Genomic DNA, 13829 nt, shown 5'->3' on the forward strand with positions numbered 1-13829 from the left:
TTAAGAGAGCTTTTCTACCGTACTGGCCAGAAAAGCCTCGACCAGTTCCCCAAGCAACCCCTCATCAAAGATCATGCCCCGATGGCGCAACGGCGAATGCACCGAGCAATGCAGCTTACCCGTCAGGCTGTGTTCCATCAGCAGGGCTTCGCAGAATGCCAGTTCCTCGGCGGTTTTCTCCGTCTGTGTCCACCAGCAACTGGGCCGTACCCGAACTGGCTTGAAGCTGAACCCCTCAAAGGCTTCCAGCAACCGATCATGCACGGAGAACGCCTGGGCATTCATGACCTCTTCCTTGACGCTCTGCACGATCGACAGCAAGTCGCCTCGCTCAGGTTCGATCTGGCCGGCCGCCCATTCATGGAAAGCCTTGACCGAACTGCCAGGATGGTCCTGTCGATAAGCCGCGGTGCGCTCCGTCAATGACGGGAACAGCAGGTCAAAGTATTCAATGGCTTCAAGCAGATCCTGGGAGGCGGCATCGTCTTTTCCGGCGCCCGCCAAATGCCTATGACGCGGCAATCCTGAGGGATACAAATGTTCCGGAATGGTGCTGTCCACCAGCCCGAGAAAACCAATCGTGTGCCCCTGGTTTTCCAGCATCGACGCGATGTCGAACGCGATCGTCGCGCCCAAGGACCAGCCCATCAAGTAATAGGGACCTTGCGGTTGGGCTCTGACGATTTCCTGGGTGTAGTCGGCAATCATCTCTTGCCAGGCCTCGGGGCCTGCATGGGGTTCGCTGAAGCCGCGGTGCATGACGCCGACGGTGCGTGCGCGGTTTTGCAGTTTGCGCGCCAGCGGTTGATAGCAAAACACGATGCCACCGCTGGGGTGCAGGCAGAACAACTGCGGTGCGCTGGCGGGGGCGTTGTTCAGGGCGACGAGGCATTGTGTCTGCTCGCGGTGTTTTTGCGAGATGAACAGCGCCAGCTCGGCGATGCTCGGGTTGGCCAGCAATTCCTGCAGGCGCACGGTGATGTTCAGGTTCGCCTTGAGCTTGGCGATCAGCTCGATCGCCAGGATCGAATGCCCGCCCAGTTCAAAAAAGCTGTCGCTGATACCCACGCGCTCAATCTTGAGGGACTGCTGCCAGAGTTGCGCCAAGGCTTCCTCCAACTGCGTGCGGGGCGCCACGTAGTTCGAATGCCGGAGCGTGGCGTCGGGTTCGGGCAAGGCCTTGCGGTCGAGCTTGCCGTTGGCATTGAGCGGGAGGCGGTCGATGAACAGCAGGTGGCTGGGCACCATGTAGTCCGGCAATTGCGTCTTGAGCGCAGTCAGCAGGTTTTCGCGCAGCTCGGCCGTGGTCGGTTGTGTCGGGATGACATAGGCGATCAATTGCAGGCCGCCCGGGCCGTCGTGGGTCAGAACCACACCATCACCCACGCCCGGCAGCGTTTGCAGGCGCGCCTGGATCTCGCCCAGTTCAATGCGGAAGCCGCGGATCTTGACCTGGTGATCCAGGCGTCCGATGTACTCGATGCTGCCGTCGCTGAGGTAGCGCGCCAGGTCCCCGGTGCGGTACAGGCGTCCACCCGGCAGCGGGTCGAATGGGTCGGGAATGAAACGGCTGGCGGTGAGGTCGGCACGCTGGTGATAACCACGGGCCAGTCCGGCTCGGCCTATATACAGCTCGCCGATGCAACCCTTGGGCACCGGGTTCAGGTGCGCATCGAGCAAATACCAGGACAAGTCGACGATGGGCTCGCCGATGGGGCTGGCCGCCTGGCTGTGCAAATCCTGCATCGACAGCGGCCGCCAAGTGACATGAACGGTGGTTTCGGTGATGCCATACATGTTGATCAACTGGGGTGACTGGTCCCCGAAGCGTTCGAACCAAGGGCGCAGGCTCTGCACATCGATCGCTTCGCCACCGAAGATCACCTGCCGCAGGCGGTGGGCGAGGGGCTGCCCAGGCTCGCAGGCAACGCGCAACAACGATTTGAAGGCCGACGGCGTCTGGTTGAGCACCGTGACATGCTCCCGGCAGAGCAGGACATGGAAATCTTCGGGCGAACGGCTCACGGCATGGGGCACGATGACCAACCGACCACCGTGCAGCAGCGCACCGAAGATCTCCCACACGGAAAAGTCGAAGGCGTAGGAGTGGAACAGGCACCATACGTCCCGGTGGTCGAAATCGAACCAGTGCTCGGTGGCCCGGAACAGGCGACTGACGTTGTGGTGCGCGAGCAGGGCGCCCTTGGGTTTGCCGGTCGAACCGGAGGTGTAGATCACGTACGCCAGGTTGTCCGGATCCATGGGCACATCAGGATTGTGCTCAGGCCAGGCGTTATCGGCATCGCTCGGATCCAGCAGCAGGCAGTCGATGCCGGCCGGCAACGCCAGCGACTCGCGCAGGTGGGCCTGAATCAGGATCTGCTGGACGCCGCTGTCCTGGATCATGTAGGCCAGTCGGTCGGCCGGGTAGGCCGGGTCCAGCGGCACGTAGGCGCCACCGGCCTTGAGAATCGCCAGCAGGCCGACGATCATCTGCGGCGTGCGCTCGACGGCGAGGCCCACCAGCACGTCGGGACCGACGCCTTGCTCGATCAAGCGATGGGCCAGTCGATTGGCGTGTCGGTTGAGCTCGGCATAGCTCATGTGCCGCCCTTCGAACGTCAGTGCGATCGCCTCACCTGTGTGGGCAGCATGGGCCTCGATCATCCGGTGCAGGCACTCTTCGCTTTGCAGCCGGGTGGGTTGGCGGTTCCAGTCGTTCAGAGTCAACCGGCGTTCATCGGCGCTCAACAATTGCAGCTCGCCCACAGCGCAGTCGGGCGTCTCGATCAGGCCTCGCAACAGGTTCTGCCAATGTTCGGCCAAGCGCTCGATGGTGGTCGTGCGGTACAGGTCACGGCTGTACTCGAACGTCGCGAGTATTTGCTGTTGTGAATAGTCGACATCCAGCGACAGATCGAACTTGGCCTGGCCTTCACCGGTGTCGAGGAATTCCAGCGTCAACAGATCCGGGTTTGGCAGCGACGCCGCCTGTGACCCGGTGCGCCAGTTGAACAGGACCTGGAACAGCGGGTTGGCGCCCAATTGATCGAGGATCAATTCCAGCGGGTAATCGGCATGCTCCAGCGCGGCGAGGGATTGCCCGCGCAGCGCCCGAAGAAAGTCCAACCCGCTGCGAGTCGAGTCGATCCGCGCCCGATACACCTGGCTGCTGACGAAAAAACCCACCAGGTCCTGGCTTTCCTGGTTGTTGCGGTTGGCGTTGGGGACGCCGACGGTGAAATCGTCCTGGCGGCTGTAGCGGGACAGCAGCAGCTGCCAGGCGCCCAGCGCCACCACGAACGGCGTCAGCCCCTGGCGTTGGCAAAAACTGTCCAGCGCTTGCGCCAACGACGGCGCCAGCGATACGTGTACGCGACCGGCCCTGTGTTGCTGGGTCGCACTGCGCGGGAAATCCTGGGGCAACTCCAGCGTGGGCAAGTCACGGCCCAGGTACTCGCTCCAGTATTCGCCGCTGCGTCGGCAGGCGGCGCTTTGCAGATAGTCGCCGCGCTGGTGGGTCGCGTAGTCGGTGTATTGCATCGGCAGCGGTGACAGCGCAGACCGATCACCCCGCAATGCCCGGCCATACGCCTGGGTCATGTCCTGCATCAGGATGGTATTGGACCAGGCATCGGAAACGATGTGATGCATGTTCAGCAGCAGCACATGTTCGGCACGGCTCAATCGGAGCAAGGTCGCCCGCATCAGTGGCGCCTGGGTGAGATCGAACGGTTGTCGGGCGTGTTGCTCGATGCGCTGCGAGAGTGCCGGCTGGTCGAGTCCTGCGAGGTCTTCGCGATGCAGGATCAGGCGGGCGCTGCGCTCGACCACCTGCGTGGCGGCACCGTCGATTTCGATGAACGCGGTGCGCAGGATGTCGTGTCGGTCGATCACGCGGTTCAGCGCGTCTTCCAAGGTATCGGCATTCAGTTCGCCGGTCAGGCGCAAGGCCCGGGGCAGGTTGTAGGCCGAGCGGGTCGGATCTCGCTGTTGTTCCAGCCACAGGCGTTGCTGGGCGAAAGACAGCGGCGCGCGATCCAGCCTGCGGCGGCTGGCCCGGGCGTGCAGGCCGTCGGTGGCCTCATCGAGCAGCAGCGCCAGCAGATCATCATCTAGCAGTTCGTTCATGGTGTTCTCGCGGTAAACGGCATGGGCGTCGGGCAGGTTCAGGCGAAGGCTGCCGGGACCTTTTCACTGACCACCCGGCCGGCCTGCATCCGCACCAGTTGATCGGCGATGTCGAAGTAACGGTCGTCGTGGGAAATGACGATGATGGTTTTGCCCAGGGCCTTCAGCTCCGGCAGCAGCTCGGTGTAGAACACCCGCCGGAACACCGGGTCCTGGTCGGCGGCCCATTCGTCGAAGACCAGGACCGGGCGTTCTTCCAGCCAGGCATTGAGCAGGGCCAGGCGCTTGCGCTGGCCGGTGGAGAGATCGGTGGTGCTGAAGGCACCATCGCGAATGCTGACCTTGTGGGCGATCTCCAGGCGATCGAGGTAGCGGTTGGCGTCCATGGGCACCTGCTGGTCGCCCTGCACCAGTTCATCGAACAAGTAGTAGTCGGCAAAGATCGTGGTGAACAGCTGGCGATAGTCGTCACGTCCCGCCGCCGATACCGGCTCGCCATCCAGAAAAATTTCGCCGCCCTGGGGCGCATAGAGGCCCAGCAGCAATTTGATCAGCGTGGTCTTGCCGCCGCCGTTCTCACCGACGATGAACACGATGTCGCCACGGGTTATGGACAGGTTGACCGGTCCGAGGGCGAAGGCCTGGCTGCCATCCACCGCTGGGAAGGCGTAGTGCACGTCACGCAATTCAAGCCGTTGGATCGTCGGCTTCAGGGCGTTCTTGTCGTTGAGCAACAGGTGCGGTTCCGGCGAGGAAAATTGCTCGGCCAGTTCGGCAATGCGTTTGAATGCGATGTTGGCGCGGCTGATCACCGGCAAGGTCATCACCAGGTACTCCAGCGGCCCCTTCATGTACAACAGCACCAGCACGAAACCGCTGAGTACCGCTTTGTCGGTGCCCAGCCATAGCGATTGCAAGGTCAGGACCAGGCCGATGACCACGAAAAACAGCATCGAGCCGAAGGTCTTGGCGACCACGAAGGTATTGACCGCGCGGATATTGGTGTCGCAGATCTGCTCGGCGGTGGCTTCGATGCGCTGGCTGAACATGCGTTGGCGGCGCGGGCGGTGGATGCGCAGCTCCTTGGCGCCGGCGGCAATTGCGCTGTAGTGCTTCTGCAGGGCGTCTTCAGCTTCGCGAGCTGCTTCGAAGCCACGAATGCCACGGGCCCGTGCCACGTACTGGATAACCGTGCCGATCACCAGCGCCACCAGCAGCAGCGCAAACATCGGCAGCGACAGGTAGGCCAGGTAGCCCAGGCAACCGAGGGTGACGGTAAAGGCGATCGCCAGTGGTGCGAAGGAAAACGCGAAATTGCTGACCATGTTGACGTCGTGGGTCAGGATCGGAATGAGCCGATGAGTGCGGAAACGCTCGATCTGTTCGATGGGCGCCAGCAAGACTTTCTGGCCGAGGGATTTGCGCAGGCTGGCGATGATGTTCTGGCCGACATGGTTGGTGCCGATGTCCGACAGGATCGAGGTCAACAGCGCCGCCACGCACAACCCGGCGAAGGTCGCCAGCACCTGGGATGTCGGCCCGGCATCGGCGTTCAAGGCATCGTTGATGGTTGCCAGCAGGGCGGTGATGCTCAGGCCACCCAGCATGCCCAGGAGGATGGAGCCTGCGACAATCAGCCGGAAGGGTTTGAGCAAGATGAACAGCTCGGTGATCACCCCGTGTTTTGGTTGGCTCATGGAGGTTTCCCTGCTAGATGAAAAAAGGCGAAGGCCGTCGCGGGCGTTCACCGCAAGGGCTGGAGGACAGCGGCGCGCCGGTTGGGGCGCGCCCACCTATGGAACGATTGGAAGGGAAGGGGATTTAACCAGGGCCTCCTGACACACATTATTGTGGCGAGGGAGCAAGCTCCCTCGCCACAAAAGCGTGTCCGGCAGGTTGAACTACATATCCCGAGCAACCCGAAACCCCAGCCAGTCGCCGCGGGCATCGGAAAACACCGCATTGCGGTTGCCTGAACGGGAGAACACCGGCGCTTCACCCCAGTCGTTGCCACGGATGCGTCGCACCTTGCAGTTGCCCGTCAGCGCGGCGCTGCCGTCGCTCGGCGCATCGGTGTAGTTTTCGTTGAAACAATCGGCGGTCCATTCGTAGACGTTGCCGTGCATGTCGTACACGCCAAAGGCGTTGGGCGCGAAGCTGCCGGCCGGGGCGGTGAAGTTGTAGCCATCGGCGGCGCCGTAGGTGTTGGCGTGCTGGGCGATGCTGTAGTCCTTGCCTTCGTCGAACGGGAAAGGGAACGGGCCGGTACTGCTGCCGCGGGCGGCGTATTCGCGCAGGGATTCGCTGACCAATCGGTACGGCTTGCCGGTCTTTTTCGACAGCCACGCCACGTAGGCGTTGGCCTCTTCGAAATTCATGCATACCGCCGGGTGCCGGTCGGTGTACTGCTTGCGCGGGTCGCTGCCCTGATAGTCCGGAACCCCGGCCTGGCATGCGCGGCCGGGGCGCTTGTCGCCGTCAGGCATCACGTAGCCGGTGTCGCGCAGATAGGCGAACCATTCGCCCTTGAGCACCTGGAAGCGACTGATCGCCAACGGCTTGGCAAACGTCACCGGGTGCATCGGGCCCTCGTCAGGCTCGCGGCCGACTTCATCTTCGGGCGTGCCCATCTGGAAGGTCCCGGTGGGGAGCACGACCATTTCCGGACAGTCCTTGCAGTCGCGGAACACCTGGCCCGGCTGCGAAGCCTGGGCGCTGGAGGGCAACAGGGCGGTGAGGGCCAATGCCGGGAGTGTCTTCAATAAAAAGCGGTTCATCGATTGCTCTCGATCAGTCATCAGAGTGTTTTGCCCAACAGCGCCAGGAAGCGATCGATCTCGGCTTCGGTGTTGAGCAGCCCCGGCGCGGTGCGGACCACCGGCCCGGCGTCGCGATGCACGGCATCGGCAACCACGCGTTTTTGCATCAGGTAGGCAGCGATCTCATCGCTCTTGCGATCCTTGACCCGGAAGAAGGTGAAGCCGGCCGACAGTTCGGGGCTCAGCGGCGTCACCAGCTCGATCTGCGGTAGCGCGAGCAGGCGTTTTTTCAGGTAAGTGTTAAGCGCGTGAATGCGCGCCTGGACCTCGGCCTTGCCCAGTTGCAGGTGCAGCTTGAACGCTTCGTCTGCCGCCCAGCGATGCTCGAAGGCGTGGTAGCCGCCCGGGGTCATGGTGGTGGAGAACGTCGTGGCTTCGGAGAAGGTCGGGATGATCGGCGTGACGTATTTGACCTCTTCGCTGCGGCTGCACACCAAGCCGGTGCCCCGTGGGCCGAACATCCATTTGTGGGTGCCGGCGATGAAAAAGTCGCAATTCATCGCCGGGAAACTCATGTCTTCGACGCCGAAACCGTGCACGCCATCCACCACATAAACGATGCGCTGTACATCGCTGCGGCCCTGGTTGTGCTTGTCCACCAGGGCGCCGATCTTGCCGATGGGCAGCTTCACGCCGCTGCCCGAATGCACCCAGGTCATGCCCAATACGCGGGTTTCCGGGCGGATATTGCGGTCGATGGCCGTGAGTATCTGAGCCTCGGTGGCGTCGTGGGCGTTCTCGAACAGCTTGATCTTGCGTACCCGTGTTCCGTCCCGTTGCTTGCGCAGGTCGAGGATGGTGTGGGTCGCGTAATGTTCGTGGGCGGTGGTGAGGATTTCCTGGTCGGGTCGCACATGGACGCCGCCATAAATCATCGCCAGTCCTTCAGTGGTGCTGCCGGTGAGGGCGATCTGCTTCGGGCTCGCTTGCAGGTAGCGGCCGGCCCAGGTCCGCACGTTTTCTTCGCGCTCTTCGGTGACGCCCAGGTCCCAGTCCATCAGCAGCCCGGGGTTTTTATCCAGGGCGGCGCGGTGCCGCTCGATGGCCTCGCGCACCGGGCGCGGGTGGGTGGTGACCAGGAAGTTGGAGAAGTGCAAATAGTCCGGGTCCTGGTTGAACAGCGAGCGCAGCTGCGCCCATTTGTCCTTGGGCAGCGGTGGCATTGGATCGGCGCTGGCCGTGGCGGGCAGGCTGGCGGGCAATGACAGACCGGCGGCAAGGACCCCGGCTTGCTTGAGAAAGATCCGGCGTTCGTTCATGGCTGGGCGGCCTTCTGCGTCGAGACGATGGCCGGGCTTGCGGCTTTCTGCACCTGATCCCAGACCCGCAGGAAGTTGCCACCCCACAGCTTGGCGATGTCGGCCTCGGAGTAGCCGCGGGTCAGCAGCTCGGCGCTGACGTTGCGGATGTCGCCGACGTTCTCCCAGCCTTTGACGCCACCGCCTTCGTTGAAGTCCGAACTGATACCGACGTGGTCGATGCCGATCTTGCGCACGGCATAGTCGATGGCATCGCCCAAATCCTTGAGGCTGGCCTTGGGTTCCTCTTCGAGAATGCCGTAGAGCTGGCCGGCGTATTCGCCGAATTTCTGTTCCGGCCACGCGGCGATGATCGGGTCGCCCGGCATCAGCGCCATTGCCAGGTTGGGCAGCGGCGGCAGGTCGAAACGCTCGCGCAGGGCGTTGAGCTTGTCCTGGGTCTTTTGCGTCAGCGGGCGCAAGTATTGGGAGAACCCAACGATCTGCACCACGCCGCCGCTGGCCTTGATCAGCTGCATTTCCTTGTCGCTGAGGTTGCGTGGGATATCCACCATCGCCCGTGGCGCGGAATGGGAGGCCACCAAGGGCGTGCGGCTCAGTTGCGCGACTTGCTCCAGGGCCTGGGTCGACATCTGCGACACATCGATGATCACGCCCAGGTCGTTCAGGCGTGTCACCGCTTGCTTGCCGATGTCCGACAGGCCGCCGAGGGCGTCAGGCGAGTCGTTGAAGAACGGCAGCGGGCGCGAAGAGTCGGCCCAGTCGTTGTTGCCGATATAGCTGAAGCCGAACATGCGCATGCCCCGCGCCGTCCACAGGTCCAGCAGGCTCAGGTCATGACCGAGGGGATAGGCGTTGAGCATGCTGATGAAAATCGCGAACTTGCCTTCGCCGTGCAGGCGGCGGAAGTCGTCCGGGGTGTAGGCGATGGCGACCTGGTTGGGAAAGTCCCGGACCAGGCCGGTGATGATCTTGTAGCGCACCTCCTGCTGGTTGCGCGCTTCCTCGACGAAGCCTGCGGTGGGCTTGTGTGGCGCATTGGGCCCGTTCCACAGTTCGGGCCAGCCGAAGATCGTCAGCGCGGCGCCGGAGAGGTGGCCGCGATTGGCTTTCACCAGGTCGAACTGGCCCTTGCCGTCCTTATCGGCTTCGTTGCCGGCGGTGCCAAAATCCAGCGGCACGGTGATGTGGCTGTCGAACGACAACAGCCGTTCGTGCAATTCCCGGGCTTGCTTCATGACCTTGACCGGGTAGCCGGGGTTGTCCCGCCACCAATGATCCCAGGCCGCGAGCCCACCACCGACGACCAGCGCCAGGGCCAGGGGCACGCCGGTGAAAAGAGCCTTTCTAGAACGTGGTGTTGTCATTGCCGATCTCAGTCTGGTTCGCCTTGGAAGGACAGGCGCGGGGGCCTTTGCTATCTGGGGGGAACGAGTGATCGGGCGGGAAATTTAGGTGTTCTCGAGACCGCCATCGCGAGCAAGCTCGCTCCCACATTTTGGAATGCGCTCACCTGTGGGAGCGAGCTTGCTCGCGATGAGGCCCTCACAGCCTCTATAAATTTGTCAGGACGCCCATCGTTCTAGCTTGGATAAAGCCCACCCCAGGGCGAACACAGGTAAGGCAATGACGATTTCTCGACGATGGTTCATGGCAGGCCTGGCGCTGACCGGTGCCGCCGTGCCTGCGGTGTATTACGGGCATCGCGAACTGACCCGGCCGGACCCGACCATCACACCCGGCGAGGCGTCCTTCGATGTGGCGGACGTTGCCGGACAGCGTCGGGCAAACACGATGCGGGGCATCTGGACGATCCGCTTCAGCGGGCGCGATGCCGGCCTCGACGGCTTGCCGGACGAAAGCCTGGAGGTGTTTCTCGACATCGCCCACAAAGGCCGTGGCCTGGTGGGTTGCGTCGACACCGCCGAACGCCTGCGCGCTGGGGATGAGCCGCGTTATCGGGTGCTGGGCGACCTGGCTGGCAGCGACCCTAAGCAATTGAGCTGGCGCTTGATCGGCGCCGGGCATGGCATGCCGGACTACGAGTTCATCATGACCCTCGACGAAGTCTGGGCCGGTTTCGGCAACGCTGGCACGGCCACCCTCAGCGGTCGGGTGTTGCGGTTGGATCGTCCGTTGGCATTGCCGGAACTCGACAATCAGTTCGTCGCCGTCAAACAGCGCTTTCCGGAGGCCCGGGAACGTACCCCTTTGGGCCCGAAGCTGCTGGCCTGGCTGGTGTCGCCCGAGCACCGGCTGTTCCATCAACTCTGGCATGCCTCGCGGGACAAGTGGCACACCCTCGACGAAGACAAGCGCGACGCCCTGCGTGGCATCGGCTGGCAACCCGGGCCGCGAGACAACGAGCGTGATGCCCGTGGGCCGCGCAAGGATCGCAACGGCTCGGGGGTGGATTTCTTTTTCATGCACCGACATATGCTCGGCACCGCACGTTCCTTCCAACCGCTGCCGTCATGGCCACGCTTCCCGTTGCCGCAACCGGAGCTGGAGCGTGATCGCCCGGGCTTTGCCCGGTATTTCGATAACGTCGACGGGACGGCGCTGCCACCGACCTGGCTGGCTCGTGGCGACGAGCAATACGCCCAGTGGGTCAGCGACATCAAGACCGCCGAGACCTATCACAGCAATTTCCAGGTCTGGGAATCCCGTTATCGCGATCCGCGTTATCTGTCGAAACTGACCTTGGGCCAGTTTGGTTCGGAAGTGGAACTGGGCCTGCATGATTGGTTGCACATGCGCTGGGCCTCGGTGCCGCGCGATCCGTCCAACGGCCATCCGGTGCCGTTCGCCCGTGATCAGGCCGACTTCGCCGCGCGCTGGTTCGAGCCGGAAAACGATTTTCTCGGCGATCCGTTTTCTTCCCACGTGAACCCGGTGTTCTGGGCATTCCACGGCTGGATCGATGACCGCATCGAAGACTGGTTCCGGGCCCATGAACGCTTCCATCCGGGCGAAGTGAGCCGGCTCGACGTCAACGGCGTGCCCTGGTTCGCCCCGGGCCGCTGGGTCGAAATCGCCGACCCGTGGCTGGGCCCGGACACCCATGGCTGCAGTACCACGGCGGGCCTGCAGGCCGGACGTTCGGTGGAGATGGACCCGGAAACCATGAAGCTTGCGTTGCGTATTACGTTCGGCAGCGATGACGACAAGCTGGCGCAACTGTTCCGCCGCGTGCCGCAACGGCCGTGGTATGCGCGGAATCTCAAGGCCAAGGTGGTTTAGCCCTTTCTAGAAGGATGAATGTCATTGTGGCGAGGGGCCTATTTGTGGCGAGGGGATAAATCCCCTCGCCACAAAGTCACTTGGCTTGAGATTTGTTGTGAGGTGTCAGCGCGGCGCGGCGATGTCCAAGGCGCGGTTTGCCAATAGCTCACTCAGCTCGATCATCTGCTGGATCCCCAGGGCAAAACTCCGTGGCGCCCCCTCAAATGCCAGTTCGTTGGCCATGGCGTTGACCGAGGCGAGGGTTTCGCTGAGGTTGGCCAACAGGCACTCCATGTCCGCGCCTTCTGCCACGGTGAACAACTGGCCCGGCGGTAGCTTTGGTTTTTCAGGTTTTGGATCGAGGTAAAAGGCGAGGGCGCGGTCGGCGGCTTCGTTGAGTTTTTTGGCGTCGTCTTCCGGCGGATTGGGGGTAATTTTGAACATGGTGCAGCTCCTGGTTATTTACAAGGCGCTGCCAGACATCACTTGCAGATGATGGGTGGCAGCTATGCGCGGGTCTGCAAGACCGGGAAACCAGGAACCCGGCAGACCCGAAGGTCTCCCGCACACAGCCGCCATTTAGCGACACGGATCTGTCGATTGGCTTGGGCTATGCGCCTGGTATTTCGTCGGGCTTGCAGACCCGATCACTGATGGGCAGTGACGGGGAACAAGTTATCGATGGGGTGCCAAGCGCACAAGCCGGCGGATTCTGGCGTAGTTGTAGGCAATGACGCAAGGCAACGTAGCCTTACCCGCGAGTCCTACATGGTCGGATAAACAGAACCAAAGCCAAACACAATTTGTGCCCGGCAAATAACCCGTGGCGAGGGAGCTTGCTCCCGCTGGGCTGCGCAGCGGCCCCAAAAACCAGTCACCCCAAAACAACTGACACACCGAGGTGCTTGCCATTGGGGCTGCTGTGCCCGAGGCGTCGGACCGGCCCAGCGGGAGCAAGCTCCCTCGCCACGATGGTGCTCCTCTTCAGATTTGCGTCGTTCGCCAACCCCCACCCAACGCCTTGTACAACGCCACGCTCGCCTGCACCCGTGACAGTCGCAATTGCACGTTCATGTCCTGGGCGGCGTACAGCGTGCGTTGGGTTTCGAGCACGGTGAGCAGGTCTTCGGCGCCGGCCTGGTAGCGGCGCTGGGCGATGTCGAAGGCGGTCTGGGCCTGGTCCAGTTCTTCGCGTTGCCATTGCCGCTGCTGGTCCAGGCCGCGGATGCTGTTCAGGGCTTTTTCGACGTCGGCGAAGCCGTTGATGATGGCGGCGCGGTAGGCTTCAAGCAGTTCCTCCTGGCGGGCGGTGGCCCTGTCTCGCTCAGCCTTCAGGCGACCGTTGTTGAAGATCGGCGCGGCCAGCCCGGCGCCGAGATTGTAGACGTTGTTGCGCAGCAACTGGTCGGCAATGTCGGCGCCGGTGGCCAGGCTCAGGCCGAGGGTGGCAGAGGGCAGCATGGCCGCGCGGGCCACGGTGATGTCGGCCTGGGCGGCAGCAAGGCGTGCTTCGGCGGCGGCGATGTCGGGACGGCGGAGTAACAGATCGCTGGGCACCCCGGCGTCGATGGCGGGCCAGCGCAATGCGTCGAAGGGTTCATTGTCGAGCTTGAGCGATTGCACCGGTTCGCCCAAGAGTGCCGCGAGGGTGATCAATGCCTCGCGGGCCTGTTGCTGCACTTGCGGCAGGCTGCGTTCCTGGGCCGCCACCAGGCTCTTTTGTTGAGACAGTTCCAGTGCCGTGGCGCTGCCGGCGTCGTAGCGGGTTTGCACCAAATCAAGCACATTGCGGGCGTTGGCGAGGTTCAATTCGGCGATGCGCTGTTGCTCGCGCAGCGACAAGGCTTGGCTGTAGCTGTTGGCGACGGCGCTGAGCAGGGTCAGTTCCACCGTCGTCCGATCAAACTGGGTGGCCGATAAAGTGTTCAGCGCACTGTCCCGGGCCGCCCGTTTTCCGCCCCAGAAATCCAGTTCATAACTGGCGCTGAGGTGGGCGTCGTAGTAATCGATGGTGCGGTTGTTCCGATCGACGTCCAACTGGCTGTAGCCCTGGCCGCGCAGCAGTTCCTGGCGATTGCCATTGAGCCCGGCGGTGATCTCCGGCAGCAACGGCGCGCCGGCGATCACCGCGCTGGCCTGGGCCTGGCGAACCCGGGCCATGGCGGCCGCGAGGTCGAAACTGCCCAGGCGTGCCTGTTCGATCAAGCGATCAAGTTGCGGGCTGCCGAACTGTGTCCACCATTGTTGGTTATCCGCTCGGGCGCTGGGAGTGTCGAGGCTCTGCCAAGCGTCAGGCGGCTGGATGCCGCTGTCAGGCGTCGACAAAGGCGTGCCGCACGCCGCCAGCAACAGGCTGGCGGCCAAGAGGGTCAGGTGCGCTTTCATAGGGTGGGAT

The 13829-nt window shown here is 63.0% G+C and carries 8 protein-coding genes; 1 reads left to right on the forward strand and 7 read right to left on the reverse strand.

Annotation, left to right across the window (positions count from 1 at the left end):
- The 5 genes from J3P79_RS08950 to pvdM form a co-directional block, all read right to left on the reverse strand.
- On the reverse strand, positions 1 to 4131 hold the full coding sequence (locus tag J3P79_RS08950; protein WP_434609794.1) for an amino acid adenylation domain-containing protein: 4131 nt from the start codon (positions 4129 to 4131) through the stop codon (positions 1 to 3).
- Between the two features lie 38 nt (positions 4132 to 4169).
- Positions 4170 to 5828 carry a cyclic peptide export ABC transporter gene (locus J3P79_RS08955; RefSeq protein WP_434609797.1) on the reverse strand — a complete coding sequence of 553 codons (1659 nt, stop codon included), beginning with the start codon at positions 5826 to 5828 and terminating at the stop codon, positions 4170 to 4172.
- A gap of 204 nt (positions 5829 to 6032) precedes the next feature.
- Complete coding sequence (gene pvdO / locus J3P79_RS08960; protein ID WP_434609799.1) at positions 6033 to 6908, reverse strand: dihydropyoverdine dehydrogenase; 876 nt, start codon at positions 6906 to 6908, stop codon at positions 6033 to 6035.
- Between the two features lie 20 nt (positions 6909 to 6928).
- Positions 6929 to 8209 carry a pyoverdine-tailoring periplasmic protein PvdN gene (gene pvdN / locus J3P79_RS08965; RefSeq protein WP_434609801.1) on the reverse strand — a complete coding sequence of 427 codons (1281 nt, stop codon included), beginning with the start codon at positions 8207 to 8209 and terminating at the stop codon, positions 6929 to 6931.
- A complete protein-coding gene (gene pvdM, locus J3P79_RS08970; protein WP_434609803.1) occupies positions 8206 to 9576 on the reverse strand; it encodes a pyoverdine-tailoring dipeptidase-like protein PvdM in 1371 nt (456 codons plus the stop codon). The genes pvdN and pvdM overlap by 4 nt, the downstream gene beginning before the upstream one ends.
- 259 nt (positions 9577 to 9835) lie before the next feature.
- Between pvdM and pvdP the strand changes: the two genes are divergently transcribed.
- Positions 9836 to 11452, forward strand: a complete 1617-nt coding sequence (gene pvdP, locus J3P79_RS08975; RefSeq protein WP_434609805.1) for a pyoverdine maturation tyrosinase PvdP — start codon at positions 9836 to 9838, stop codon at positions 11450 to 11452.
- A 105-nt stretch (positions 11453 to 11557) separates the two neighbouring features.
- Here the strand turns inward: pvdP and J3P79_RS08980 are convergent, their stop codons facing one another.
- On the reverse strand, positions 11558 to 11878 hold the full coding sequence (locus tag J3P79_RS08980) for a DUF6124 family protein (RefSeq protein WP_434609806.1): 321 nt from the start codon (positions 11876 to 11878) through the stop codon (positions 11558 to 11560).
- A 540-nt stretch (positions 11879 to 12418) separates the two neighbouring features.
- Complete coding sequence (locus J3P79_RS08985; protein WP_434609808.1) at positions 12419 to 13819, reverse strand: efflux transporter outer membrane subunit; 1401 nt, start codon at positions 13817 to 13819, stop codon at positions 12419 to 12421.
- Positions 13820 to 13829: the final 10 nt, after the last annotated feature.

Source organism: Pseudomonas sp. R1-7 (genome assembly GCF_051132105.1).
Lineage (GTDB): Bacteria > Pseudomonadota > Gammaproteobacteria > Pseudomonadales > Pseudomonadaceae > Aquipseudomonas.

Coding starts and splice junctions, on each gene's coding strand:
- J3P79_RS08950 (WP_434609794.1), bottom strand. CDS start 4,131: ATGAACGAACTGCTAGATGATGATCTGCTGGCGCTGCTGCTCGATGAG.
- J3P79_RS08955 (WP_434609797.1), bottom strand. CDS start 5,828: ATGAGCCAACCAAAACACGGGGTGATCACCGAGCTGTTCATCTTGCTC.
- pvdO (WP_434609799.1), bottom strand. CDS start 6,908: ATGAACCGCTTTTTATTGAAGACACTCCCGGCATTGGCCCTCACCGCC.
- pvdN (WP_434609801.1), bottom strand. CDS start 8,209: ATGAACGAACGCCGGATCTTTCTCAAGCAAGCCGGGGTCCTTGCCGCC.
- pvdM (WP_434609803.1), bottom strand. CDS start 9,576: ATGACAACACCACGTTCTAGAAAGGCTCTTTTCACCGGCGTGCCCCTG.
- pvdP (WP_434609805.1), top strand. CDS start 9,836: ATGACGATTTCTCGACGATGGTTCATGGCAGGCCTGGCGCTGACCGGT.
- J3P79_RS08980 (WP_434609806.1), bottom strand. CDS start 11,878: ATGTTCAAAATTACCCCCAATCCGCCGGAAGACGACGCCAAAAAACTC.
- J3P79_RS08985 (WP_434609808.1), bottom strand. CDS start 13,819: ATGAAAGCGCACCTGACCCTCTTGGCCGCCAGCCTGTTGCTGGCGGCG.